Genomic DNA, 25,174 nt, shown 5'->3' with positions numbered 1-25,174 from the left:
ATATATAATAATATATTTTATTGTGATATTATACCAATTGTAAGCGCTTAATATAGATTTTAAAGGAGTTGATTACGCACTACAGGAGCAAGTAACTCTAGTTAACGGTGTCAAGTAAAACTGAATGAAAGGTGGCAATCGCATGAGCAAAAAGTTGATGACGATCGTGCTTGCATTCTGTATGACGTTTGGATTTGGCACTTCTGTCCTGGGCTATTCTAATCCATTCAGCTTCACAGATTCTTGGAATTGGAATAATGGGAATTTTTATGGCGAAGGTGATCCGTATATTTTGAAATTTAACGGCACGTATTACTTGTATGTCAGCACGGTCGATGACAAGGCAGGGGTGAAGGTTTGGAGTTCGACGGACCTTGTAAATTGGACGTATCGTGGCTTATGCGCAGTCGATGCGATTACAAAAGCTGCCTATGCCCCGGAAGTCGTGTATTGGAACGGCTATTTCTATATGTACACGTCGCCGGGCGGCAATGGCCACTATGTGTTGCGAAGCGAAAGTCCACTAGGTCCTTTTACCGTTCAAACTGGAAACAAGGGACTTGGAATCGACGGTCACGTGTTTATCGATGACGACGGAAAGTGGTACTTCTATCGTACTGGCAGCAACAACATTACCGTTAATCCTATGAGCGATCCGTATACGTTCGGTGCAGGCTCGAATACGGGCGCGAACATGAACGGCTGGACGGAAGGAGCGACCGTCTTCAAACGCAACGGGAAGTATTATATGACTTATACGGGAAACCATGTATGGAACAATGCTTACCGTGTCGATTATGCGTTCGGTTCTTCTCCGACGACCGGATTCGCCAAGCAAACTAAGCAGAATCCAATCCTGATCAATTCGGAAGGCCCAAATGACGGGCTTGGACATAACGGTGTCGTCGTTGGTCCGGACCTGGATACGCACTACATCGTGTATCACAGCCATGCAGAGCCGGGTCGTCGATTCAATATGGATCGAATAGTTTGGAATAAAGACCAGATGATTGTGCTCGGTCCGACGACCACTGATCAGCCCAACCCGGACCAGCCGCTGTTCAGCGACCGGTTTGAACGCAGCTCGATCGGAACCGGCTGGACGAACGTGAACGGCGGCACATGGGGGATTTTTAATCAAGAGTTAATGTGGCAGAATACGATCGGAAATGCTACCTGGTATCGGCAAATCACGACGGGCTCAACAGCCGGAAGCTATACGGCGGAGTTCAACATGAAGCAGATGAAACAAGGAACTAGCGCTGCACCGCGCTACGGCGCGGTGTTCTCCTACATCGACGAGAACAATTTTGGTCATGCCGTTTTAAACCGCAATACCAATAGTTTGGAGACACAGTTCCGAGTGAACGGTGTGGATCAAGGCATTTTATCTTCCGTGCTGCCTAGCGGCTACGATTATACGAAATGGCACACGATTCGCATTGAAAAAGTGGATTCTACCTACAAGGTGTATGTAGACGGGATGCTGAAGCAAACCCGTGACAACATTACTCTTGGCGGGGGGAAGGTCGGCTATACGACTTCCGATGCGCATGCTGATTTCGGTTATGTGGCATACAGCAACAAAGTGAACGGCAGCAATGCATGGTACGCGGCCATGCCGGTGCCTGGAACGGTAGAAGCGGTGCATTACATGACGGGATCCGAAGGTATGGCATACCATGATACAACAAGCGAGAACATTGGCGGCGAATACCGCAACACGGCCGTAGACATTCGTTCATCCGCTGCAGAGGTCAAATATGTGGTGGGCTGGAATCAGACGGGTGAATGGTTGAAATATCGGGTCAATGTAGCCTCAACCGATACGTATGACGTCGACCTGCGAGTCGCGACGAACTTGAACGGCGCGCAAGTGCGCATATGGGACGGCTCGACGGATCTGACTGGTGTAAGGAATGTTCCGAACACTGGAGGCTGGGAGAACTGGCAAACGGTAACACTGAAGGGCTTATCATTGACGGCAGGCATTCGCGAATTAAGGGTGGAAATCGTAACGGGAGAATTCGATTTTGCAGGAATGAAGTTTCATCAAGCAGCAAGCGTGAGCAATGTATTTGATGATTTCAACGACGGCAATGATAATGGATGGGTACGTTTTGAAGGCAATTGGGTGGTTGAGAATGGGGAGTTGAGCTCTGAAGGCGGAATCTTCGGGAAGACGACCATCGGCAACGAGCAATGGGCAGACTATACGGTCGAGTCGGACATCAAGCTGATCGAAACGACAGGCGACGCCGGAATTCTAGTGCGGGTTAACAATCCGGCTAACGGCAAGCACCTTGTTGACAATCCCGATTATCTTCAAGGGTATTACGCTCATATCAAGACAAACGGTGTGTATCTGGGCAAATTCAACTATGGCTGGACTTCCTTAACCAATAGCGCGATGAGCATACCGGCCAATACGTGGCAGCACATGAAGGTTGTCGTAAGCGGAGCCAATATCAAAGTATATGTAGGAGATATGGCTACGCCCAAGATCAACTACACAGATACAAGCAGCAATCCCTTCACACACGGCAAAGTGGGACTGCGCTCCATGTATAACCACACGCATTTTGATAACTTTAAAGTTTCTCCATAATTAAAAGAATGCTGAATTCTACAGTTGCTGGAGCTGCCTCCGGCGGCTGTTTTTTTCTATGCATGACAAACAACTAGGGTCAGTATAATTAATATATTAAATAGGTATTGAGGTACGATTATATGAAAACGCTGCCATTATACAAACAGATTCAACATCATATAAAAGAGCAGATTCGAACCGGCAAACTTCGCTCTGGGGATAGAGTGCCTTCCGAGAAGGAGCTCCTGGCTGTTTGAAACAAATACCCTTCTTACTGAGTGACTACAGCCTGAGTGACCCTTTTACTTGTAAGTGCGGATATATGTTAGCCGATTTTACTTTGACACAGTGGTCTGAGTAGAATATCCTTGCAAAGGTTGAGGACGGTGATGTGTTGAAATGGTTAGCAGGTGAAAGGGGAGTTGTTACAGAAACAGATCGACTATTGTTTATTCCTTGGTCTGTTTCTGTTGACATGTTTAATTTCGAACCAACCATCACATCGAAGTTTCCTGACATTGAACATATAAAGAAGATGACCAAGAGAGGCTATTCGTTAAGCATCTGTCGGGTGACAAGAACATTATCTCATTAAGAGCCGAGTAAATCGCGGCTTTTGTGTTTTATAGGATAAAGTTCTTGTCAAAATTCAATGACAAGAACTTTATCCCATTCCCGACGAACGTTTTCTTGCGCATAGTTTAAGATTAAGCGGGGGGAAACCTATCATAAATGAGGCGAAATTTTTGGACCGCCGCGGCACAGGGAATTTCGCCTGTGAGTGAACCGTATCATAAGTAACGGTAAGTTTTTTGGTGTTTCAATCCACGCTACAAATTGAGTTCACATATAAATCATAAACGTTGAGCAACTGCTCCGCAAGGCTCTTCTCAGCGCTATTAATCCATTTAATAAATGCCATGTGAAAAATCTCAACCGCAAATCGCGCGGCAAGCTCCGACAAATCGCTATCATACTGGGCACATAACGAGTTGGCGACAGATGCAATGAGCAACTGCCCCTTCAACAGCTCCCGTTCCTGCAAGTCGGGGTTGTTTTGAATAATTTGATTCCGCGCCAGCACCCTCTCCCGCGAGTTGTCGAAAAACCCGGAAATCGACACAAAGCCATCAACCGCAAGCTTCAGCGGTTTTTTTCCGATGTCAAAATTGTTCGTTATAAAAGCCGCTACTTGTTGGCCCATTTCATTGTTCGTGTCAAAAAGCACGTCCGGCTTGTTCTTGAACTGCCGGAAAAAGGTTCGCTCTGTCACACCAGCAAGATCCGCAATCTCCTGCACAGTCGTGTTTTCATAGCCTTTCTCCATAAATAATTTGGCGGCCGCCGCTTGTAATTTTTCTTTGCTTTTCATTTTATCATTCCTATAAGTGTGATTAATGGAATAAAACAAAAGAGTCAGTCACTGACATTTTTTCTTGACTAAAATAACCTGCAGGGATACAATATTATCAAATGTCAGTCACTGACACTATTTTATCAAAGAAGAGGTGAATCCACAATGAACGAAACACGTACGGATGTTGAAAACAGAGTATTTTTAATTTCAGGGGGAACGTCCGGAGTAGGAAAAGCAATCGCAACAGGGCTAGCCAGACTTGGCGCCAAGGTCGTAATCATCAGCAGAAGTGCGGAGAGTGGAAAAGCTGCATTAAAGGATATTTCGGAAACTACAGGCAATAGCAGGGGAGATTGGGTGGCGGCGGACCTTTCCCTACAGTCATCGATCCGGGAAGTCAGTGACATGATCAAGCGGAAATACGATCAATTGCATGTGCTTGTTAATGCTTGTGGCGCAATCTATTTTAAGAAGGAATTGACGGCGGAGGGGATTGATCGTATGTTCGCGGTCAATGTGCTTAGTCATTATCTGCTGACCAACCGGCTGCTCGACATGCTCCAAGAAAGCGGACCTGCACGGGTTGTCACAGTGTCAGGTAACCCTAGATTTATGAAGAATCCCGTCATTAACTTCGAGGATATTCAAATGGAGCACCAATATAGCGGGATGCGTGCAGCCAACCAGTCGCTGTTCGCCAGGACGCTGTTTGCTTTCGAATTGGCAAAGCGGTTGGAAGGAACGAGAGTGACCTCTAACGCTTTTCATCCGGGGTTTGTGAAATCCAATCTTTCGAGGAACGCGCCTTGGTATCTAAGGCTCGCTGCACCTCTCATGAACGCAACTGTCAAAGCAGAATGCGGGATCGGAGTTTATCTGACGTCAGCTAAAGAAATAGAGCATGCAAATGGTGTTTTCTTCGATGATAAGAAGCAGATCGTACCGATTCAGACCAAGTTTGATGAAGGAGCGGGCAACAAACTGTGGACCTTGTGCGAGGGGCTGACAAGTTAACCGAGTCTCTTGTTTAGCGGTTTAATCCATATAGCTTAGTATTAAACATTTTTGTGAAGAGAAACCTGAGACATCATCAAATATTTAGCGCAGTTATACATTTGTATCGTCTCCTTTTCCTCTCGCGATGCGACAGCGTAGTTGATGTCCGCGAAACGGAACGACTTTGAGAATTTGTTACCGACAGCAAACTACACCACATTGCTTCAAAGTGAGCATAAACGGATTTCTGAGAATCCAATTGAGCCGCAGTTCGTAGCGGTTCCCTCCAATTCAGCCCAAGTTCATTAAGCCCGCCGAATCATAAATAGGCTGCCGATTCCGATTACTTCGGCAGCCTTTTGAAAAATCATCAGAAAGATAAAGTCTGATTAAGGTTAGAAGAGCGAATCTGCTCAATTGGCGTGCTTAACATGTTAGAATCCCATTAATTTTTTTACATAGTTACAATTTTCTTCGGATGTTAACTGCTCCAGAAGTTTAAATGCTACATCGAATGCTGTAGACGGGTTATAGGAAGTGATTATGTTATTATCGATTACAATCGGTTGGTTAACCACATGAACGCCATACGTCGCCAATTCCTTTTGTCTTATTCCATCTTTCAAATTGTATGAGGTTGCCTTTCTACCATCAAGCACTCCACTTTTCGCAATGGGAAGGGATGCAACACAGATCGAGGCGATAATTTTATTCGCTTGATCAAATTTCCTGATAATATTAAGGAATTCCTCACTATAAGCATCCTGATAGAAACCGGCTTCTTCAAATCCTCCCGGTATAGCCAATGCGTCAAATTCATCTACATCTACTTCATCTAGTGTCATTTCAGGAATAACGGTGAAATTAAACGTACATTTTAATTTTTCCCTGGTTCCAACAGTTACCAGCTTAGTCGAACCATCTCCAGATAGCTGATTCCATCCAATGACATCTGTAAATACGCTTGCCTCGACCGCTTCAAAGCCATTTGCAAGAAGCAATAAAACTTTTTTCATGGATGCATAGCTCCTTTCATTTTCGAGAGAATAATATCTTCTCCCCATTTTTTAAGAATAATAATAGAAACCATTGAAAAAAATCAAGTTCGCCAGTTGCCCGTCAGCTGCAGGGCACTCTTACCTCGACCGGACTTCCACCAGCTACTTGCCCGCTAAAGTCCGCTTTTACGAAGGCAAAGATATATTCTTATGGCTGAAGAAGCATACCCGCTCCTGATTCAGAACCAACTTAACGGGGCTTTGACAACATATACAAAACCAGTAAAAACTGGCTGACCTCATAATACGAAGGTGAACGATAGTAATAATCGCCTCATGTGTGGCAGTAGCAATAACGGCTGAGACGACTCCCTAAATCAAAAACGGAGCCCGCCGGCTAGGCTGTAAGCTCCGTTCCTGTATTATCCCGTTGGGGGGCAAGTGCCAAACGCGCTATCGTATAAAAAAATCGGCCCGGTTCATAAATATTCCTTCAATCTTCTCCAATATGGGCCCGCTATCCTCGGATGTACGTTTCACCTCGATCCATTCCGGGTCTTGTAGAAATGCATTCCACAGCCGTTGCCGTTCCTCCATATCCTTATATTCCATCACGTAATATAACTTCGGAAGCCCCGTCTGATCGATCCAGAAATCGTATACCTTCATTTCCAACCGCTCGAAAATACCAAGTGTATGCTGACTGAAACGTTGCAGAATCGCTTCCATTCTCCCCTCATGCATGGTATAAATGCGCAACTCGTAAAGCATGCCCATTCCCTCGCTTTCTGTAAATCGTAGAGTTTTTTCGTTGATCGTTGCCTATTCTCAGTACTATTTTACTATCTTCGATCCTGGGAATAACTTCCTCCTTCTCTGATTCCAGATTTAAAAAATTGCCGAAAGGAAGGAGTTTTTAATTAGCTCAGCTCTTCGCTCAACTAACTGGCAGGACACTGAATGGTAGAAACCCGTATCCAGCAGTAAACAGTAATATCGCCGTTTCCGATGTTTTCCTCCAGCCATTCCGCAATGCTGCCGTTTCAATCGTTCGAGGTTGATCTCAAGCATCTTGTATGCACTCCTCCAAATGGCCTTCCTCCAGCCGGTAGACGATATGCTTCACCCAGGCGTCACTTCGCTGCGGAAAATCCTCGCGGAAATGGCCGCCGCGGCTTTCCTGGCGCAGTAGCGCCGCATTCGTAGTTAGCATTGCACAGATGAGCAAATTGGCAAATTCATACTCCTCGCGCTTCATCAAAGCATATTCGAAGAAGGACGACTGCCGCTTGAGCTCGTCCAGCCCTCTTTGCAGCCCTGCTGCGTCGCGCTTCATTCCCGCTTGGCGAAGCATGACTTTCTGCAGCTTGAGCTTTTTCTCGATGACAGCTTGCTGCGGCGGCTCCTTCCGGTGAACCGCAACCTGCAATTCACTCGGCGTACGGTTCAGCGGCGGCAGCTCGGCGATCCGTTCGATGATGCGGCGGCCGAAGACGATCGCTTCCGACAGCGAGTTGCTCGCCAGCCGATTGGCGCCGTGAACGCCTGTCGAGGATACTTCGCCACAAGCAAACAGCCGCTTGACGGCTGTTTCCCCGTACAGGTTCGTTTTCACGCCGCCCATCATATAATGCGCCGCAGGAGCGACCGGAATCCAGTCCGTCGTCAAATCGAGCCCATACCGCAGGCAAAATTCATAGATTGTAGGAAATCGGTGCTTGATCATTTCTTCGGTTTCATGCGTAATATCGATGTAAACGAACGAGACCTTTGTCTCTTCCATCTCGGTTAAGACCGCGAGAGCGACGATATCGCGGGGGGCCAACTCCAGCTGCGGATGATATTTATCCATAAATCGCTCGCCTTTGATGTTCCGCAGAATCGCTCCTTCCCCACGGACAGCCTCGGAAATGAGAAAGCGCGGTGCGCCTGGGTAACACAATGCCGTCGGATGGAACTGAATGAACTCGACGTCCCGGATTTCCGCACCAGCACGAAGCGCAATGGCGATGCCGTCCCCTGTGGCGATGTCGGGATTCGTCGTATACCGGTACAGTTGGCCTGCTCCTCCGGAGCATAGAATCGTCGCATTCGCTTCCACGAATACGCGCTGACCGTCCGGCTTCTGTACGAGCGCCCCGCGGCACTCCCCGTCCTGAGTAATCAAGTCGATAACATAATGGTCGTCCCACAGCTCGATGTTCGGATCCTGTTTCGTCCGTTCCGACAACGAACGCACAATCTCCGCACCCGTTGCATCCCCATGTGCATGTAAAATGCGGCGATGGCTGTGAGCGCCTTCTTTAGTCAGCGCCAGCTCGCCGTTCTCGATGTCGAACTGAGTCCCCATCCGAATCAGGTCCTTGACGCCGTCGGGGCTCTTATGCACGAGCACATTGACCGCTTGTTCGTCGCAAAGTCCCGCACCCGCCACCAAGGTGTCCTGCATATGATACTCCGGCAAATCTTCGTCGGAGATGACAGCCGCGATGCCTCCCTGCGAAAAACGGGTATTGCTGTCGAGCAGCGACTTCTTCGTAATCATGATTACTTTCTTCGTTTCACTAGCCTTAATCGCGGTGAACAGCCCTGCGATCCCGGCTCCGATGACAATGACGTCCGTCCGGATGCGGGGAAGCCGCTGCAAATCGAAATCGACCAAATACCGAGGAAACATCGCAACCACACCTTTTAGTTCAATTGGAAATTACATATTCTAAGGCTCCAAAAAAACCCTTCTCAACTGCATCATTAACAATATTTTCAATATAACTCTACAGGATGGTAGAACCGTTCTCAATTCTTCTATTTCTTGATAATACTTTTTCTCTTGAGACACCTAACTTATTCCATTGTAGGCACTTCATGGCGAATGTGCAGATGTTCGTGAAGGGTGTCCGCTAGGTTTCGGTAAAACAACTTCTTCCGCTCAAGAGTACGCCCTTGTTGGGATATCTGAATTGTATCAAGGAAAATGTGTGTGCTAGAATGGTAGCGAGTTCGTGTTAGGTGTTCGTGTTGGTTCGTGCGGCGGCAGCCGCCATTCGAAACGGGAGGCGGAAAAGATGCCGGAGAAGAGCGATTATCGGGAATGGCCGGAGGAAATGATTCGTCGCCTGAGGCAGCGTCTCAGGGCGAACGGCAAGCCAAAGTTGAGACAAAGCGATCTGGCGAGAAGCATCGGTGTAGATACGAGAACAATCCAGCAGTGGGAGATCGGGGAGCGGCTGCCTAGCGCGCATAATTTACAAAAGCTTATCCAGGTGCTGCTGGACGAAGAGATCTGGTTGGCGGGATTGGAGAAGGAAGAGGCGAAGAAGCTATGGGAGACGGTCGGTTATTTTCACGATCAGCGATCAGGACACGCTCGCCTATATCCAGTCTTTGACGAGAAGTGGTTTGATGGTGTTCTTGCTGCAACAGGGTCATCCCGGTACGAGCCTCTTCCGGATATTCCAGCAAGACAACAGGAGCGGGCGACAAGAAGAATGACTACCAATATCCAGGCTCGGTCATTCGCACTCATAGGCCGCCGTCAAGAAATCAAGGGAATTTCAGAAGTCCTTGCGAACGCACCGTTAGTTACGCTGGTGGGACCTGGAGGGTGCGGGAAAACACGTCTGGCCTGTCAAATAGCTACCGAGCTGCTGTCGGGTTATTCTGACGGGGTCTGGCTCGTCGAGCTGGCCTCGGTACAGGAATCGGATGAGATGGGGCCGATCCGGGTATTGGCTTCTCTATTGGGAGCAAGGGAACGACAGGGATATACACTAGTGGATGTAATTAGCGACATTCTAAGGGATAAGCAAATGCTCTTCGTACTCGACAATTGCGAGCATTTGTTGGAAGCGAGTGCCGAGCTCGCCGAACTGCTTCTGTCGGCGTCCTCTTCTATAACCGTGCTGGCGACAAGCCGAGAGCCTCTCGGCCTGATGGAGGAGAGGGCATGGAGCGTACCGCCGCTTGCTTATCCCGACTCTGAAGATACCGCGGCATCGATGGCGCTAGAATCGGTCATGTCGTTCGAGGCTGTACAATTGTTCGTAGAGCGGGCGAGGATGGCCGACACTCGGTTCACGGTCAGTCATGACGATATCTCGTATCTTGTAAGGATTTGCGAGCGTCTGCAAGGAATTCCGCTGTCACTCGAGCTTGCCGCTTCGCGTATCAATTTGCTGAGCCTGCGGGAAATCGAGGAGCGGTTGTCCGACATGCTCGCGCTGCTCTCTTCCGGCAAGAGGAAGGGGGCCATCCGCCATCAGTCGCTCTACGCTACCGTGGCTTGGAGCTATGAACTGCTTTCGGAGAAGGAGAAGTCGATGCTGCAGCAACTGAGCGTATTCTCCGGCTACTTCGATCTGGAGGCCGTGGAGGCGATCTGCGCCAACTGCGTGGTGAAAGCCGCTTCCGGGGGGGCGGAGCCAAGAATTTGCCGGGAGGAAGTGCTGGATCTGGTAGCCAGTCTTGTTAATAAATCATTAATCGCAACGGCTGATACTACGCGCCAAGGAGGCAAACGCAGATTGTTTTTGCATGAGTCGATCAGACAATTCGCGGTGGGGGCTTGGTTGAAGGATGGCAATAAGGTCGGGAATACTTCGATTCGATATAATCATGCGGCGTATTACCGGGGAATAACGAAACAAGCGGGGGCGCGATTCCGAAGTGTCGAACGGGAAGATGCGTTATCAGTCATACGCCAAGGATACTCCGACATCATCGCCGCCCTAGATTGGAGCTGTTCCCGAGTTGAAGCAAAACCTATCGCCTTGTCTATCGCTTCCGACATGTACTATTATTGGCTTCACTCTGGGGTGCTTCATGAGGGGATCGCCCGTCTCCGGCAGGTGATCCAGGCGTGTCAAGACCATTCGGCCCATCCGGATTATGCCAAACTATCGCACGGACTCGGTGTCTTGCTGTGGGTTCTCGGAGATTCGATACAGGCGCGAAGTTATGCGCGAATGAGCATGGACGGGGCTAAGGAACTGGGAAGCGCCATTCTGTTGGCGTCCAATCTGCGGCTGCTGGCCCAGATTGCTCTTCAACACGGAGAGCTAAGCGAAGCCGAAGGGTATGCGACAACGGGCGTGCAACTGGTCCGTGATCAAGGCGATCAGTGGCAATTGGCTTCCGCTCTAAGCGCTCTGGGAAACCTGCACAATGTGTGCGGGGACTTTGAGCAAGCGGAGCGAGTCTTATCGGAGAGCGTGGTCCTGTTCGAGAAGGTGAAGGATTATTGGGAACTGACGGGACCACTTCGAACTTTGGGTTACATGGCGTTGCACAAGCGAGAGGTCGATAGCGCGGTAGAGCTGTTTAGAAGGAGTATCGCTGCCTGCCAGCGTTTTCAAGGCGAATGGTTCCTCGCACGCGGATTGGAGGGTCTCGCCTGCTCGCTGTGCTTTAAGGGGGGGTGGGCCAAGGCGGCCGTTCTTCTAGGTGCGTCTGAGAGTATGCGAGAAAAGCTCGGCAGCCCCATACATCCTCATTACCGGGACATATACGATCAAACGATGGAAACACTCGAGAGGGAGTGCGAGCCGGAACTTCGTCTGGAAGCATGGAATAGGGGCCGAGGGATGACACGTGAGCAAACTATTGTCTGCGCGTTGGAAGGATAGGGTTACGCGGCAAAGCCAGCCACAGGCAGCAAACGGACTATCTGCACGCACGTTAAAGTTGTAGTGAAAATCGGGTCTATTTTGCCTGGTATTCAATGGTAATATAAGGGTGGCGGGAGGGAGATTTTGTAGGACCGTTCCCGCAAATTGCGAAAAGCCATCTACTCCATCGACGAATCACTGAAGGGGAAGCTGCCTGCCAAGAACGTCGTGGATACGCTCGAGGCAGAGATCGACTATTGCCAGAAGAGCTCATCGAGGTTACTGAAACCGGGCTTGGTATCGCCCAACTGCCTAAGACTACAGAACCGTTGAACCTGCTAAAAAAGACCATCAAGGATGACATAGAACAACTGCGCATCTCGCAAGATCAGGATGCGCGCGTCGACCACAAGAGCGCAGATTCCTCGTTTTTTGGCTATAAGACGCATATCGCCATGACCGAGGAACGAATCATTACGGCGGCAGTTGTAACGACCGGAGAAAAGAACGAAGGCAAGCAGTTGCAATCGCTCATCGAGAAAAGTAAGGCTGCGGGCATGGACGTAAAGACGGTTGTTGGCGATATGGCCTATTCGGAAAAAGAAAACATCGCATACAGCAAGGAAAACCAGATTGAACTCGTTTCCCGGCTCAACCCGAAAATTACCCAGGGTATGTGCAAGAAGGAAGATGAAATCGAATTCAATAAAGATGCAGGCGTGTATGTATGCAAGGCAGGCCATATGGCGATTCGGAAAGCGCGGACAGGAAAAAAGGGAATCAGCAAAAACCAAAAGGACACTTACTATTTCGATGTGGAGGTATGCAATCGATGCACCTTCAAACAAGGATGCTACAAGGAGGGCTCCAAAAGTAAAACGTACTCGGTGAGCATTAAGTCCGGTGAGCACGCGAGCAGATGGCATTTCAGGAAAAGGAGTATTTCAAAGAGAAGGCGAAAGAACGGTACAAGATCGAGGCCAAAAACAGCGGTACGACGTAGTCAAGTCTTCAGGTCTGTTAGGCATGCAGATACAAGGAGCTATGACCATATTCGCAGTAAACTTAAAGCGGATATTGAAACTGGCTGACTAAAAAATAGCATAAAGCTCTATGAAAAATGCGGCACCCTCCAGGGAAATCGGAACAGGCCACATTTTTTTAGCCTAACGCTTGGACTCACCGAAAAACGTAAGTTTTTCAGTGCCTCACCTAGCATCGTGGGAGCTTTTTTTTGATGAATCGCACATAATGACAAGTACTGAATAAATCGGACATTCGTTTTCGGCAATAGGCGTGGTAGGGTAAGTATATTCCTGAAACAAAGAGGTGGGCGCAAAGATGAATATGTATCATTATGGGGAATATGGTCTAGGAGGTGATCTCTATGCAGGCTATATATAGCTTGTTTCCGAAATTATTTCAAGGTGAATCGCTGGAAATGCTCGCGGATCGTTTGCATGAGACGGGAATCGGCAGCGTCGATCTGCTTATTCGCGACGGCTATTGGGTAACGCCTCCGGGGCTCAGGCAGGAAGCGCCTAACTATGTCCGATACATGCAGCAGCAGCGGATCGAAGTGCCATTTGCCACTACCTCTTATATGCCGGAGATGCTGTTGAATGATCCGGGTCCGCTGGAAGTAATGGCCGACTTGGGAATTAGGAGCTTCCGCTTGGGGTATTTTCAATACGATGCTTCGGTCCCCCTCAACAGCCAGTTGAAGGATGCACGGGTTCAAATGGAGAAGCTCGCCGAGCTTTGCTCGAAGCATCGTGTAAAAGCGATTTATCAAGTACATCATGGACGCACCCATCTGATACAGCATTCGATGTCGGCGCTGTCGATCGTACACGATTTGCCTCCGGAGCATGTCGGCATTATGCTTGACCCGGGAAACCAGTTCCATGATGGCCGGGAGAACAGTGGTAAAGCAGTAGCACTATTGGGACGTTATTTGGCGGCGATCGGTGTCAAAGATGTTGCAGTGATTCAGGATACTTCAAAACGCCATTTACCTAATAAAGGCTGGTCGACAGTATGGGCTCCTTGCCAGGAAGGCTTAATCAATTGGCATGAAATTAGCGAAAGTTTGCAAGTGTCGGACGATCCGGTCATCGTGAATTTACAGATGCATGTTCATTTGCCTGATCGGCGTATGCTGCTTGATACGTTGAGGGAAGAGTGGGCCTATGTTGTAAACGTGTTCGGATAGGGGATTGCTGATCGGCATGAAATCGGCATGAACGAGACTTCCAACACGATCTAACGCTTGTCTCATGGGTCAAATTACCGGTGAACAAGGTACGAATGAACACGAAATGGCTGCGCAATTGTCACTTTCGCTGCGATAGTGTTCAACGTACCTTATTTCCGTCGTATCGAGGGCAAAACCGTCCATACATCAACCGGGTGCGGTTCAGTCGTCCAGTTCATCATGATCTGCGGAGAACGCCGGCTGCGAAGCGGCCTTTTTTCGGAATTGTCGGGGGCTTGAGCCCGTATGCTTCTTATAAAATTTCGAAAATGAAAACAGGTCGTTAAATCCGAGATCGATGGCGATTTCAGATATAGTGTGCGGTCTGTAACGGAGCATTTCCTCCACTTTTTGCACCCGCACCTGATCGATATACGCCTTCAAATTTCCTCCGGTAATCTCTTTAAACCTTTTCGATATATGGCTGCGCGTGTAGGATAACTCCTCCGCCAGTTCATTGATAGTGATCGCTCTTCCGTTTCGGATCAAAACCTTCTCTGTAATAAGCTTCACCAACTGATAGGATAAATCATCGGCTTTATGAAAGTCGTCGGACTGCACGTAACGAAACATCGTTTCAAGGAATCCGTTGACGAATACCTTTTCGTAGTCTTTATAGGCCGTTCCGGGAATCGCAATTCGGAAAGAGGAAATGAGCCTGCTTGTGAACATGTTGCCATGAATGTGTCCGCCCCACACGGGAGTGCCATCGTCTTGCCGTTCGAACTTTAAAGTAATCCAGGTGAGGTCGGGACTATCGTAAGTAAACTCGTGTTTCCAGCCTGGAGGAATGAGCAGCATATCCCCTGTCTGGAGAGCAAGCGGCTGGCTGAGCAATCCGCTATGGACTACGCCTTGGGTGATGATCTCTAGCTGCCAATATTCGTGAGTGTGCGAATCAACGGCAAATTGCTTCTTACCCGAACTGCAATATACGGAAAGTATGTTGGATTTCATGGGCTTCCTCCTCGCAACATCCGAAATGACAAACTAAGACCACACATAATTACAAGTATTGTAAAATCCGAATATTCGTTTTAAGCAGTGCAAATGGTAAATTAAATGTATTATAAATCAAGAGGGGGGCGCTTACAATAGGATGAACATTGGCGTGTTTGTGATGGAAAAGACCGCCAGTTTTGGGCAGCTGCAGCGCAGAGAAGTTGGGCAGTAGCAGTTAAATATGTGAAGATTAGTTGCTTGCAATATCCGAAATGGTCGATTAACCATCCGAAGAGTCCTGCACAAACTCTTTACACCCCGTCTCTTGACAACTCGGGCATCTGGCGTCCGTTTGATCTTCAGCTCGGGGACGACGCTATATGTACTCGATGATCGGGCTAGCGATAACGATCATTGATCCGAAGACGCTGGAGTTTGACCAATTGGCCCCGAAGGCTGGCGTAATTGCGCTCGGCAGCGACGGAGACGTGTTCTATTCGTTGTCGGGCTAAGATATTTATCGGATTCCAGTCAAGCAGTCGGTCAAAATCACCGGCTACAAACCGATTCTCCCTTTGAGCACTTTATCGTTAGGCCTGGAGAGCGTACTTGCGAACGGCAAGCGGGCGGATCTCCAAGCTGTGACCTTACGTTATTCCACCAACAATTCGCAAGTGTTGACTGTAGAGCGGAACGGTCTGGTGAGCGCTCATTCCGGCCGGGGATGCCGGAGCCCGCGCGGAAGTGACGCTGGATGGAATGACAATCGTGTCAGAGTCGATCAAAATCAATGTTAATCGCTAAATCGAGCAGAGCATACAGAGCATAATCATTCACGTCTCGCTGTACTGCGATACGTACAAGGAGGAGCAGCATTGTTTGATAATGGGAAGGAATTCATACGTGGAGACGAGAAGAAATCGATCAGCCGGAGAAAAATGCTCGCCATCATGGGGTCGGCGGGCGCCGCCCTGACGATAGGCGGATCCTCGGTCATGTTGGCCCGAAAACGGATAGCCGAGGATCGCAATGGGGGGAGTTCTATGCCTATGGGATGCAGGAAATGACGCATCAAATAGACTTGCACAAACATTAGGTTTTCGACATGTAGGTAATATGCCGGTTTTATGGTGGCACAAGAACAAAGGAGTTATCGAGAAATATCTCAAGAAGAATCACTACGTGTAATGTCATTCTATATAATTAATGGAACAAAACAACCCCAAATCATTTGATTGATTTGAGGTTGTTTTGTTCCACAATCCGGGCAAGAACTTATTCATTTGATGATCGAAAAACACATTATATAATGTGTAACAATATAAAAGAAACACAAAAAGAGTCTACAAAAGGGATTAATCTTGATTTATTAACATATGTATAAAATACGGGTTTTGTGAATAAGTATTGCATGGCAAAGTCGCAGGCCACCGTCTTTTTCCAATTTGTGCAGTTCCACTTAAATCCGAATTCCTGTCAATACAGACTATAACGAATAAGTTAAGTTCGGAGTTAGGTGCTATTCAAATAGTTCGTATTTTATGTTACGGGCAATTGATACCAGCTTGACAATATTAGCCTCTGGATCGGATTCATCTATTTTTCTTCCCAAACTCATTTTTTTGCTTTACGTTTTTTACGCTTTACTGATCAATAGAATTTCATTTGTTCATAACCCATCATAAGGATCAATCTTTTTCCACAGATATCCCCATCCTCTATTCAAAGAAGTAATGTCCTGCTAATCATTGCTATACTTCAACATAGCTTGTTAAATTCCTTCCCAGACAAAAAATGAGCGCCTCGCGGCGCTCCCTAGCTTATCCATATATACAACAAAAGGAGCTGCCGTAGCAGCTCCTTTTGTTGTATATATGGATCTTACTGTGAACGTACATCGTTGAAATTCCGTAGAAGGCGTTGCTCCAGCTCTTTTTCGTTCGTTTTTAGTTCTTGCATGATCGGAATACTCATATCGGAATTGGGGTTGTACTTAAGGCCCCAATGCATGATGGCAAATATGACCGGAATCAGGTCAAGTGCTTTTTGTGTTGGCCGATACATCGTTTGTGCCCGATTTGAATCGCCTTCAATTTTGACGAGCAAGCCTGCTTCAACTAGTGATTGGAGCCGTGCGCTCAAAATATTGGTTGCGATGCGCTCGCGTGAAGCCAGGAATTCGCGGTAATACCGCTTGTTATGGATAAGGACGTCACGAAGGATGACGAGACTCCATGGATCGCCCCATATATCGAGCGCATATACAATTGGACAAACGGTAGATGTTCGCTTTTTCATGAGCATGATTATACGATCTGTGCTTGCATTTTGCAAGTTTTATTGTGGTCGTTCTAATCAGGTTACCCTTTACCTGTCGTGATCAGGCTGCGCCTAATGCTATACCTGCCAGGTCACTGGTTTATCGAGTATGACGCCATCCGCCTGCACCCATTGATGGAGACTGCCCGCTTGGACTTGAATTACGATGAAATACAAATCGCCAGTACCGTTATTGCGAAGTGTGCGTTCGCCTTCAGGTGAAACACGAATAGCCGTTCCTTCCTTTACATCAACTATCTGTCCATCTACCTGAAACTGACCTTGGCCGCCAATGAATAGGTATAGCTCCTCATTCTCGCGATGGGTGTGATAGAACGGGACAGAGCCTCCCTCCGGCAGTTGGTTCAGTGAAACTTCCATGCCGGTTAGTCCAAGCTTGTCCTTCAGAAAGAGCTTACCTGGGATGGGATCCTTCGACATACTCAAAAGACTGCTAATAGGACCTGATTCCAAAACGCTGAAATGATTACCATTCATTTGTAAACTTCCTTTCGGTTTGAGTTTAGTTCAGGCACACGAAGAATTAAACTAAATGTTAAACTAATGAGGCCGGCAGGGTTTGCCTGTTTCGAGAATTTCAACAGCCCATCCCGGCATTTCGCCACTGGCTTCGTTATGTGATAACTCGAGTATAAAATTTGTACTTTCAAATTGCAAGTACAAATGCAGAACTTATCCCGTACCTATGTTTGTGTCGCTGGACAGGTCACCATAAGGCTGCTTGTTCGCAGCTTGTTCGGCGACACAAACATATACGCTTTCATCGAATTTCAGGTTAACCATTTTTGACCATAAAATAAAAAAGGTTCCTTAGGTTACGTTCTAACAAGAACGATCCTCTGGAACCCATATGGTTATGCGCTTGCCTGTAAATGCTTGCCCCCAATCCCCAATTTACGGGGTTATCAACGCACTTATGTTTGTGTCGCCGGACACTTCGAATACAACATCCGCATGATTACGTCTGTATAAGGATAATGTTGCACATATTCTTCTGGCTTGTCGAGTGCAAGCGTAGTTAAGCCTTGTATAGATTGGAAGATAATCAAAGCCAATTTTGGAGGCGGATCTGGAGCAAACTCTCCGTTTTTCTGTCCCTCAACAATCAATTGCAATACAATTTCATGTATGGTCTGCATTCGTTTCATCATCAGTTCTTGCAAATCCTTAGCTTTCGAATCATCGCTTTTTAGATTTTTGAAAATCCTCTGCATGATTTCAAGTTCGTTGCCGGACGACGATGTTTCCTTCGCAGCCTGTACAGTAATTCCGAATCGTTTAATTTGATCCTGCCTGAATTTGAGCATGCTGGAGATAAGCACTTCCAGACGCTGCGCAGCCGTATCCCCGGATTGCATGAGTTGCTGGAATATATCCAAATCAGATTGGATCGTTTGACCTAACAGTTCACAAAAAATAGCTTCTTTGTTCGCGAAGTAATGATAAATCAATCCTGGACTTACGCTAGCAGCAGAGGCAATATCTGTGATTGTAGTTGACCAGCCCTTGCGGGCAAAGATGTCTTTTGCCGCTTCCAGGATGCTTATACGCTGTGCCTCTCTTAAGCGTTTATTTTCTTCTTCCGTCCGTGGAATTGTTATCACCCCAATAATGATTAAATTGTTTATTCAACTATAAAATCATTATCATACCGCCACTCTACTTTGTCAATCTCAAGCGAAGATGCGATCAACCGCGATAGTAGTCAGCGAGGGTGGTAAATGCCAGCTTAGGTTCCCAAGGCATATCGGAATACGTATCACCCATACGGTCTTCAAAAACCTTCACAATCCCGAAGCTGGCCATATCCAAGTCTTCTAGAGGATCACTGCGGTGTGGCAGATGATAGTAAGCGAAAGAACATACAAACGTATAGTCGACCCCTTCCCTATTGTAAATGTCTAGCAATTCACGAATATACGCGGCTTGTTCAGCCTCGTCACGGATATAGTTGCCATTGAGTCTGAGCGGTCTGCCTACATCGTCCCATACAATGATCTTGTCGCCGCGTCCCCCCAGGTCAGCCGCGCCACGGTAGGTGGTGCATCCGAATTCAGTTATGGCTACAGGCTTTCCTCCAGCCAGCAAAGCTCGCGTGCCGGTGATAATTTGGTCGGCAACCTCGGCCGACCTGTATCCTCCATCGGTCGAAATGATGTCAAAGGGCGACCAATCCACCCCTTCAAAAGGAAGTGAGGCATAGCTGATCTTTCCACCGAATCTTTCCCGGACAAGCACAACGACCTTGCTTAAAAACTCATTAATCTGCAAGGGAATTGTAGTCAATACCTCGCGAAGCCTCTCTGGAGCAGCAAACACGGATAGTCTCTCTTGAAGTGTTTCACCGGGCAGAAACCCGACAGTAAAAATGCTAATCTCAGATCCGGTGAGAAATACGACCTCCGCTCCCAGTTTGCGTATCCGCTCTGCACGCTCTGCACAATCGACGATAAAGTCGAATTGCTCGTCAATGGTCAGACCGCATGTGAATGGGCAAAACCACACCTCCAATCCGGCATTGGCTGCTAATCTCCCCGCCATCTCCAAACGATCCGCATCGCCGCCAGTGATACGGACCGCATTGCAGTGCAGGTCTTCCCGGATAATGTGCATCTCACGCTCGACGATCGTGGCATTAAAGCTTTCACGGGTAATGGTGCCCGACTCATTAATAAATCCTGTCTCATACGTAATCCCTTTTCCTCGCATTGAAATTTCCTCCTTGGTATGAAAATTGCTCATCGTTAACTCATGCTTCCGTCGACCGGGAACCATCCAGGGACACGCATAATAATCCCCCCAACGAATCGGGTATCTCCAATTGAAGTTGATCCGTCTCGGCAGATCAAAAGGTTCGAACAGCGGTAGAAACTCATCCTTCAATTGAAACCCTTCATTTCCTTATGATTTAGACGAAGCATCACATTCCCTATAATATCCCTGTTTTTTTTGGTTGAATGATTTATTCAATATAAAGATTATGTCACCGCTTCTTCACCTTGTCAAATCCCCAATCCTTCTCCGGATCGTTGCGGATGTGAAATTCGGTCTCGAACAAGCCGATCGATCGCTTTTTGAATCTCCCCTTCGTTCTCGGGATCGAGAGAAGCCGTTGCTTCATCGAGGAGAATGATCGGCGCATTTTTCAGTATCGCCCTGGCAATGGAGAATCGCTGTTTTTCCCCGCCCGACAGTGTACTTCCGCCTTCGCCTACCATCGTGTTGTAACCATTCGGCAACTTCAGGATAAAATCGTGACAGCAAGCTAGCTTCGCCGCTTCCTCGATTTCCTCACGAGTTGCATCGCTTCTTCCGAAGCGTATCACTGCTCCCACTTCCGGGTCTTGAAAGCGGGCAATGAGCCGAAGAACAGCACTTTTGCCATAGTACATTGGCACGATCTTAATAAACTGCCGAAAAAATCAAATTCTGCCGTTTGGGGCCCTGAAGCCCCCAGTTCATGAGCGGAACCTAAAGAAAGAACTGGACTGAGGGCGGGGTGCAATCGGTTCTGGATATGATATAATTCATTTGACCAATAGCGAACAACATGTTCGCTTTTGAATTTTATTTAAGAAGGTGATCACTAATGCAAATTTTAAAGGATGAGATTCGTGACAGAATTCGAAAAGCGGCGCTGGCAGAATTCAACAGGGAGGGATATTTAAAAACCTCTATGCGTAACATCGCCGAAAGCGCTAACGTAGCGATCGGCAATGTTTATCGGTACTACAAGAGCAAGGATGAATTGTTCGAAGAGCTTGTACGACCCGTCTATGAGCGTTATGAGGCCAACATGGCCGAAATGCGTCAAAAAATTAGCTTTGGTTACAGCGACGATCCCCCCGACGTGCTCAAGCATTTCAGTAATATCGAAGCGACGCTCATTGATTTGTTCAAAACCTTCACCGCCGAAATGAGCATCTTCTTCAATCGAAGTGAAGGAACCAAGTACTCGCATGCAAAGCCCGACTTAATCGAGCTCTCTTTTTCCGTTATCGAATGCATGATTTTGAATGTCCAGGGGACTGGGAGCCTGGGTGAATATGAAACGGCTCTTGCTCGAATGATATCTTCCTCACTCGTGGAAGGATTGTGCCTGATTCTTAGGGATAACGAGGAAGGGGAAATTTACAACAAACTTGTAGACGAGTTGCTGAGCATCTATTCCACGGGTCTCAATTCCGTTATCCAAAAAATGCAAACGTAAGGGAGAGCTCAAACACAATGACAAAAAACAACAAAGTATCCACCGTCCTGCTACTCATCGCCATCGTCTTTATATTTCTTGGGTATGTCTTAATCAAATCGCTGACTTCCCCCTCAAGCAGCAAGAGTTATATCGCAGCTGATCTACAAAGCATTCAGGTCGATGTAAAAAATGCCCAAGTCCATATTGATACCAGGGAAGGTCAGGAAAATAAAACCGAGGTTCAGGTTGTTGCCAAGGGAAAGTATGATAGCAGCCATATCCTCGTCGAATCGAAAAATAATGCACTTGTCATTAAGCAAACCAAATCACACAAACTACTGAATGTTAACTTAAATAATAAACTGGATGTATTTGTGAGTATTGAATCAAATGGGAAGGCAAACCGGCTGGATCGAACTGCCGTATCCAGTCAAAACGGCAAGGTAGCTATCAAGAATCTCAACAGTCGAGCAATCGTCGTTACCTCTCAGAACGGGGAAATCAATATGAAGGAAATCTCAAGCGACGAGCTTTCAGCCCGTTCCACGTCCGGTGCGATCCGTTTAGATGGGGTAAATACCTTCAAGCTAGACACAAAAACGGAAAACGGCAGCAGCCATATCGTATTTAGCGATAAGTTGGAGAAAATAATTGCAAATTCCTCAAGCACCTCAGGAAGCATCAACTATATCTTTCTCAATGATATCGCGCTTAATCTCAAGTGGAAGGGTAAGTGGGACAGTAAGCTCATAAGCGATGATGTCTCCGCCAATAAAATAGTTATGGAATCCGAATCGGGTCATATGTCCGCAAGCAGAAGGTAAGGAGATGAAGCACTATGCGCAAAGATTACATCGATTGGCTTAGAAATATAGGCATCCTGTACTTGTTTATTTATCACACGGCAAGAGTTTTTGATGACCTCAATCCGTTTTATATCAAAGGAGAAACGAATGCATTCTCATCGCTTGTGATTCATTCCTCCTTTTGGTTTATGCCGCTGCTCTTTCTTCTAGCTGGTATGTCGAGCTTCTATGCGCTCCAGAGTAGAACGGCAGCCCATTTTGTTAAGGAGCGCTTCCTGCGATTATTGGTCCCGCTTGTTGTTGGCACTTTGATCATCGTCCCTCCGCAGGGATATTATGCGAGGAAATTTCATCTGCACGAAGAAGAAAGCTACCTCGTATTTCTGAAACGTTATTTTACCGATATTTCCGATTGGTCCGAGTATGCAGGCGGTATTTCCCCCGCACATTTGTGGTTTATCCTGTTCCTTTTTCTCATCTCGGTCGGCCTTTTGCCGTTGATGATCCGGATAATCAGGAAGCGCTACTCGCCATCTTGGATGCGGCATCCCCTACTCGTTATCTTGCCTTTCGCGGGCTTGTCCGTTCTTTCCTCCCTGCCGGATGTGAGCGGTAAAAACATTTTTCTCTATGCCGGATACTTTATATTAGGTTACTTCATAGCAACCAGTGATACGATCATCGATCTGATTGAACAACGCCGCAGGCTCTATTTAATGGCGACGTTAATAGGAACAGCCCTTCTATTCTGGGAAATCTACACCATTGGGAGTCAGTCGGGCTTTGCCTTTACAGTTCTCCACTTGCTTCTTTATTGGGTAACTCTGCTTACGATGCTCGGTTATGGCAAAAAGTATCTGAACCGGAAATCAGCCTTTATGAACTACTTTAACCCGGCTGCTTTTCCCGTGTATATTTTGCATCAGACTTATCTCATAATCATCGGGTATTATGTTCTAAAAGGGGTCAATCACGGCTTCATACCGTTTCTGCTTATCGCATTTATATCGTTCGGCATGAGTATAGCCACCTATGAGATCATCCGCCGAATAAAACTGCTTCGAGTTTTCTTTGGCCTCAAGGCTTGATAGCCGAGTGAACAAAGTCGTCTCTTCATGGCTCTCTCGCTGTTTGGCAGCATGGGCAAGTTCCAATAGTAATCCGACATAAGCTTACCCCTTTTTCGCATTGGACGTCGCGGGAAGTTCGGGACGAGGCCAGTGAACGCGTCATTGTCGATATGATCTTGGAACGACAGATTGGCCGTTCGAGCGTTCCGCACGATCTGTCTGACCTATGCCTACACACTCCTTCTTTACACCGTCGGCGTTCATTCCATGGACTTGTCGGATGACAAGAACATATATCGTTAAATGTGACAAGAACTTGTATTGTTTTCCCTCCTACATTAGCTGCCTGCTGGATAATGTGCTTATTTACGATCAATTCTGCATAAGTGTTCGTATATATCTCCTCTTCCAGTTTACATATGGTATGATGGAAAATGAAAATATTAGGCTGAGGTGAAAAAAGATGAGTTTAAAACTTGCTAATTTAGAACGGATTTATGTGGGGAAAACGAAAGATGTTTATGCTTATGACGAGAAGTCCATCGTGCTTCACTCAAAAGATAGTGTAACGGGTTGGAAGGTTCAGAATCCTGACGGCACAGTTACTGTGGTTGAAGACCCGGGTGCCAACGAAGTCATTGGCGAAGTGGCGGGAATTGGTCTGAAGAACATCATTTCCAGCGTTCACTATTTTAAAATGTTTGAGGCCGCAGGACTGTCGACGGCATTCTTAGATGCTGACCTTACAGAGAAAAATATTCTGCTCAAAAAAGCTGAGAAAGTCGGACACGGATTGGAATGCATCGTCCGCTTCAAAGCCATGGGTAGCATTCTGCGGACCTATCCTGACTATGTCAAAGAAGGTCAGGAGCTTACTGATTTCTTTGAAGTAACTACCAAACACGATGCTGCTGGAGATCCACGAATTTCAAAAGAATTCTTGACCAACCCAGACTTTGGGCCGGCCATGACTTCAAATCAATACGATGATACCAAAGCCCTCTGTCTGAAAGCCGCCGGTATCATCAAAGACGACCTTGCCAAGCACGACCTTGACTTGATAGACATCAAATTCGAAATCGGGATGGTTGATGATCAAATCATTCTTATCGACGAAATCTCCGCCGGTATCATGCGCGTCTTCAAAAACGGAAAACAATTCTCAGAAGAAGAACTAGCAGACTTTTTCGTTGCACAAAGCGCTTAAAATCAAAACAGCCTGCACAATCATGTCAGGCTGTTTTGATTTTCGAGTTCTATTCGGAAGCTTCAAGATGCGACTTCAAATATGCCGGAATCGATCCAAGCGTCTTTTCATCCGGCAAGTTTACAGCAACCCAGAATCGAATTATCCGACCCTGGCGAAACCCGAATGGTTCCAAGGGTTGTAATCTAAAGTAACTTAATCAGCTCTTCCAGCTCATCAATCAATCTTTTTGCACGTTCAAAATCAGTATCTTTTAAAGCCAATTCTATTTTCATTTCAACTGATTTTTTCTTTTGTTCCATTTCTAAATAGTCTCTATCAAAATGACTAGCATAAATCATCCGTCTAAATTTTGGCATACTCATTTTTCTAATCGTTTTATCGTCAATAATTAAAACATAATCCATACCATTTACAACAGAATAGAAATCATGAGAAATCATGAGAATTGCACCTTTAAATTCTTTTATGGCTTTCTCCAGCGCTATTTGTGTATAGGTATCTAAATGGCTTGTCGGTTCATCAAGAAGCAATACGTTAGCTTTACTGGCAGAAACTTTAGCCAATTGAAGTATATTTTTCTCTCCACCAGATAAAGATTCTATCTTTTGACTAACGATCTCTCCTTCAAAGCCATAGTTGGAAAGATACAATCGGATCTCATCATAAGTTTTAAACCCCGCATCGATGAATTTATGGTGCTACAAGATGTCAAGACAGTTATTTTGGTATAATTAAGGTGTGAATGAGTTCACAATGTTAATTAATGTTAATTGGTAAGCCTGTAAATCTTGATTCAGATCCAATCCTCGA

At 46.8% G+C, this 25,174-nt stretch carries 19 protein-coding genes and 3 pseudogenes; 11 read left to right on the top strand and 11 right to left on the bottom strand.

Translation table 11 applies throughout. The features are described 5' to 3' along the window. The first annotated feature begins 142 nt into the window (after window positions 1-142). Together KXG62_RS31870 and KXG62_RS31865 are read left to right on the top strand one after the other, a co-directional pair. Window positions 143-2,608 (top strand): family 43 glycosylhydrolase, encoded by a 2,466-nt coding sequence (locus KXG62_RS31870; protein ID WP_218096048.1) that lies wholly within the window; start codon window positions 143-145, stop codon window positions 2,606-2,608. A gap of 122 nt (window positions 2,609-2,730) precedes the next feature. Then, window positions 2,731-2,847 (top strand): GntR family transcriptional regulator, encoded by a 117-nt coding sequence (locus KXG62_RS31865; protein WP_218096047.1) that lies wholly within the window; start codon window positions 2,731-2,733, stop codon window positions 2,845-2,847. Window positions 2,848-3,410: 563 nt separating this feature from the next. Here KXG62_RS31865 and KXG62_RS31860 read toward each other — a convergent pair. Continuing rightward, entirely contained in the window at window positions 3,411-3,962 is a 552-nt protein-coding gene (locus KXG62_RS31860; RefSeq protein ID WP_218096046.1) for a TetR/AcrR family transcriptional regulator, read from the bottom strand. A gap of 147 nt (window positions 3,963-4,109) precedes the next feature. Here KXG62_RS31860 and KXG62_RS31855 point away from each other — a divergent pair, with 147 nt between their 5' ends. After that, entirely contained in the window at window positions 4,110-4,961 is an 852-nt protein-coding gene (locus KXG62_RS31855; protein WP_218096045.1) for an SDR family NAD(P)-dependent oxidoreductase, read from the top strand. A 416-nt stretch (window positions 4,962-5,377) separates the two neighbouring features. On the opposite strand, the gene KXG62_RS31850 is transcribed toward KXG62_RS31855, so the two are convergent. From KXG62_RS31850 to nadB, 3 genes are all read right to left on the bottom strand, one after another. After that, the gene (locus tag KXG62_RS31850; protein ID WP_218096044.1) at window positions 5,378-5,959 is read right to left on the bottom strand and encodes a DJ-1/PfpI family protein; all 582 of its coding nucleotides are present in this window, start codon (window positions 5,957-5,959) and stop codon (window positions 5,378-5,380) included. A 435-nt stretch (window positions 5,960-6,394) separates the two neighbouring features. Continuing rightward, complete coding sequence (locus KXG62_RS31845; RefSeq protein WP_218096043.1) at window positions 6,395-6,712, bottom strand: NIPSNAP family protein; 318 nt, start codon at window positions 6,710-6,712, stop codon at window positions 6,395-6,397. A gap of 292 nt (window positions 6,713-7,004) precedes the next feature. After that, complete coding sequence (gene nadB, locus KXG62_RS31840; RefSeq protein ID WP_218096042.1) at window positions 7,005-8,618, bottom strand: L-aspartate oxidase; 1,614 nt, start codon at window positions 8,616-8,618, stop codon at window positions 7,005-7,007. Between the two features lie 388 nt (window positions 8,619-9,006). Here nadB and KXG62_RS31835 point away from each other — a divergent pair, with 388 nt between their 5' ends. The 3 genes and pseudogenes from KXG62_RS31835 to KXG62_RS31825 all read left to right on the top strand — a co-directional run bounded on the left by KXG62_RS31835 (window position 9,007) and on the right by KXG62_RS31825 (window position 13,762). Continuing rightward, window positions 9,007-11,565, top strand: coding sequence for a helix-turn-helix domain-containing protein (locus KXG62_RS31835; protein ID WP_218096041.1), 2,559 nt, complete (start codon window positions 9,007-9,009; stop codon window positions 11,563-11,565). A 132-nt stretch (window positions 11,566-11,697) separates the two neighbouring features. Next, a pseudogene (locus KXG62_RS31830) lies at window positions 11,698-12,642 on the top strand (transposase); the annotation flags it as partial. 292 nt (window positions 12,643-12,934) lie between these two features. Then, window positions 12,935-13,762 (top strand): sugar phosphate isomerase/epimerase family protein, encoded by an 828-nt coding sequence (locus KXG62_RS31825; RefSeq protein ID WP_218096040.1) that lies wholly within the window; start codon window positions 12,935-12,937, stop codon window positions 13,760-13,762. 204 nt (window positions 13,763-13,966) lie between these two features. On the opposite strand, the gene KXG62_RS31820 is transcribed toward KXG62_RS31825, so the two are convergent. Further along, window positions 13,967-14,761, bottom strand: a complete 795-nt coding sequence (locus KXG62_RS31820) for a helix-turn-helix domain-containing protein (RefSeq protein WP_218096039.1) — start codon at window positions 14,759-14,761, stop codon at window positions 13,967-13,969. A gap of 365 nt (window positions 14,762-15,126) precedes the next feature. On the opposite strand from KXG62_RS31820, the gene KXG62_RS34465 reads away from it, so the two are divergent. After that, window positions 15,127-15,258, top strand: coding sequence for a hypothetical protein (locus tag KXG62_RS34465; RefSeq protein ID WP_281427053.1), 132 nt, complete (start codon window positions 15,127-15,129; stop codon window positions 15,256-15,258). A 1,369-nt stretch (window positions 15,259-16,627) separates the two neighbouring features. On the opposite strand, the gene KXG62_RS31815 is transcribed toward KXG62_RS34465, so the two are convergent. The 5 genes and pseudogenes from KXG62_RS31815 to KXG62_RS31795 all read right to left on the bottom strand — a co-directional run. Beyond that, a complete protein-coding gene (locus KXG62_RS31815) occupies window positions 16,628-17,050 on the bottom strand; it encodes a winged helix-turn-helix transcriptional regulator (protein WP_218096038.1) in 423 nt (140 codons plus the stop codon). A 93-nt stretch (window positions 17,051-17,143) separates the two neighbouring features. After that, on the bottom strand, window positions 17,144-17,563 hold the full coding sequence (locus KXG62_RS31810) for a cupin domain-containing protein (RefSeq protein WP_218096037.1): 420 nt from the start codon (window positions 17,561-17,563) through the stop codon (window positions 17,144-17,146). Between the two features lie 437 nt (window positions 17,564-18,000). Further along, complete coding sequence (locus tag KXG62_RS31805) at window positions 18,001-18,690, bottom strand: TetR/AcrR family transcriptional regulator (protein ID WP_218096036.1); 690 nt, start codon at window positions 18,688-18,690, stop codon at window positions 18,001-18,003. Window positions 18,691-18,775: 85 nt separating this feature from the next. Continuing rightward, window positions 18,776-19,795, bottom strand: a complete 1,020-nt coding sequence (locus tag KXG62_RS31800) for a glycoside hydrolase family 113 protein (protein ID WP_218096035.1) — start codon at window positions 19,793-19,795, stop codon at window positions 18,776-18,778. A 335-nt stretch (window positions 19,796-20,130) separates the two neighbouring features. Then, window positions 20,131-20,481 (bottom strand): annotated as a pseudogene (locus KXG62_RS31795) (ATP-binding cassette domain-containing protein); the annotation flags it as partial. A 194-nt stretch (window positions 20,482-20,675) separates the two neighbouring features. Between KXG62_RS31795 and KXG62_RS31790 the strand changes: the two are divergent. The 4 genes from KXG62_RS31790 (at window position 20,676) to KXG62_RS31775 (ending at window position 24,361) form a co-directional block, all read left to right on the top strand. Further along, window positions 20,676-21,296 carry a TetR/AcrR family transcriptional regulator gene (locus KXG62_RS31790; protein WP_218096034.1) on the top strand — a complete coding sequence of 207 codons (621 nt, stop codon included), beginning with the start codon at window positions 20,676-20,678 and terminating at the stop codon, window positions 21,294-21,296. Between the two features lie 17 nt (window positions 21,297-21,313). Then, window positions 21,314-22,102 (top strand): DUF4097 family beta strand repeat-containing protein, encoded by a 789-nt coding sequence (locus KXG62_RS31785; RefSeq protein ID WP_218096033.1) that lies wholly within the window; start codon window positions 21,314-21,316, stop codon window positions 22,100-22,102. A gap of 14 nt (window positions 22,103-22,116) precedes the next feature. Continuing rightward, complete coding sequence (locus KXG62_RS31780; protein WP_218096032.1) at window positions 22,117-23,172, top strand: acyltransferase family protein; 1,056 nt, start codon at window positions 22,117-22,119, stop codon at window positions 23,170-23,172. A 445-nt stretch (window positions 23,173-23,617) separates the two neighbouring features. After that, window positions 23,618-24,361 (top strand): phosphoribosylaminoimidazolesuccinocarboxamide synthase, encoded by a 744-nt coding sequence (locus KXG62_RS31775; RefSeq protein WP_218096031.1) that lies wholly within the window; start codon window positions 23,618-23,620, stop codon window positions 24,359-24,361. A gap of 185 nt (window positions 24,362-24,546) precedes the next feature. Here the strand turns inward: KXG62_RS31775 and KXG62_RS31770 are convergent. Further along, window positions 24,547-25,056: pseudogene (locus KXG62_RS31770) on the bottom strand (ATP-binding cassette domain-containing protein); the annotation flags it as partial. Window positions 25,057-25,174 lie beyond the last annotated feature (118 nt).

The organism is Paenibacillus solanacearum, assembly GCF_910593845.1.
Classification (GTDB): Bacteria; Bacillota; Bacilli; order Paenibacillales; family NBRC-103111; genus Paenibacillus_G; species Paenibacillus_G solanacearum.
The sequence above is the reverse complement of the archived record's forward strand: the minus strand, read 5'-3'. Positions and strand labels throughout refer to the sequence as shown.

Coding starts and splice junctions, on each gene's coding strand:
- KXG62_RS31870 (WP_218096048.1), top strand. CDS start 143: ATGAGCAAAAAGTTGATGACGATCGTGCTTGCATTCTGTATGACGTTT.
- KXG62_RS31865 (WP_218096047.1), top strand. CDS start 2,731: ATGAAAACGCTGCCATTATACAAACAGATTCAACATCATATAAAAGAG.
- KXG62_RS31860 (WP_218096046.1), bottom strand. CDS start 3,962: ATGAAAAGCAAAGAAAAATTACAAGCGGCGGCCGCCAAATTATTTATG.
- KXG62_RS31855 (WP_218096045.1), top strand. CDS start 4,110: ATGAACGAAACACGTACGGATGTTGAAAACAGAGTATTTTTAATTTCA.
- KXG62_RS31850 (WP_218096044.1), bottom strand. CDS start 5,959: ATGAAAAAAGTTTTATTGCTTCTTGCAAATGGCTTTGAAGCGGTCGAG.
- KXG62_RS31845 (WP_218096043.1), bottom strand. CDS start 6,712: ATGCTTTACGAGTTGCGCATTTATACCATGCATGAGGGGAGAATGGAA.
- nadB (WP_218096042.1), bottom strand. CDS start 8,618: ATGTTTCCTCGGTATTTGGTCGATTTCGATTTGCAGCGGCTTCCCCGC.
- KXG62_RS31835 (WP_218096041.1), top strand. CDS start 9,007: ATGCCGGAGAAGAGCGATTATCGGGAATGGCCGGAGGAAATGATTCGT.
- KXG62_RS31825 (WP_218096040.1), top strand. CDS start 12,935: ATGCAGGCTATATATAGCTTGTTTCCGAAATTATTTCAAGGTGAATCG.
- KXG62_RS31820 (WP_218096039.1), bottom strand. CDS start 14,761: ATGAAATCCAACATACTTTCCGTATATTGCAGTTCGGGTAAGAAGCAA.
- KXG62_RS34465 (WP_281427053.1), top strand. CDS start 15,127: ATGTACTCGATGATCGGGCTAGCGATAACGATCATTGATCCGAAGACG.
- KXG62_RS31815 (WP_218096038.1), bottom strand. CDS start 17,050: ATGCTCATGAAAAAGCGAACATCTACCGTTTGTCCAATTGTATATGCG.
- KXG62_RS31810 (WP_218096037.1), bottom strand. CDS start 17,563: ATGAATGGTAATCATTTCAGCGTTTTGGAATCAGGTCCTATTAGCAGT.
- KXG62_RS31800 (WP_218096035.1), bottom strand. CDS start 19,795: ATGCGAGGAAAAGGGATTACGTATGAGACAGGATTTATTAATGAGTCG.
- KXG62_RS31790 (WP_218096034.1), top strand. CDS start 20,676: ATGCAAATTTTAAAGGATGAGATTCGTGACAGAATTCGAAAAGCGGCG.
- KXG62_RS31785 (WP_218096033.1), top strand. CDS start 21,314: ATGACAAAAAACAACAAAGTATCCACCGTCCTGCTACTCATCGCCATC.
- KXG62_RS31780 (WP_218096032.1), top strand. CDS start 22,117: ATGCGCAAAGATTACATCGATTGGCTTAGAAATATAGGCATCCTGTAC.
- KXG62_RS31775 (WP_218096031.1), top strand. CDS start 23,618: ATGAGTTTAAAACTTGCTAATTTAGAACGGATTTATGTGGGGAAAACG.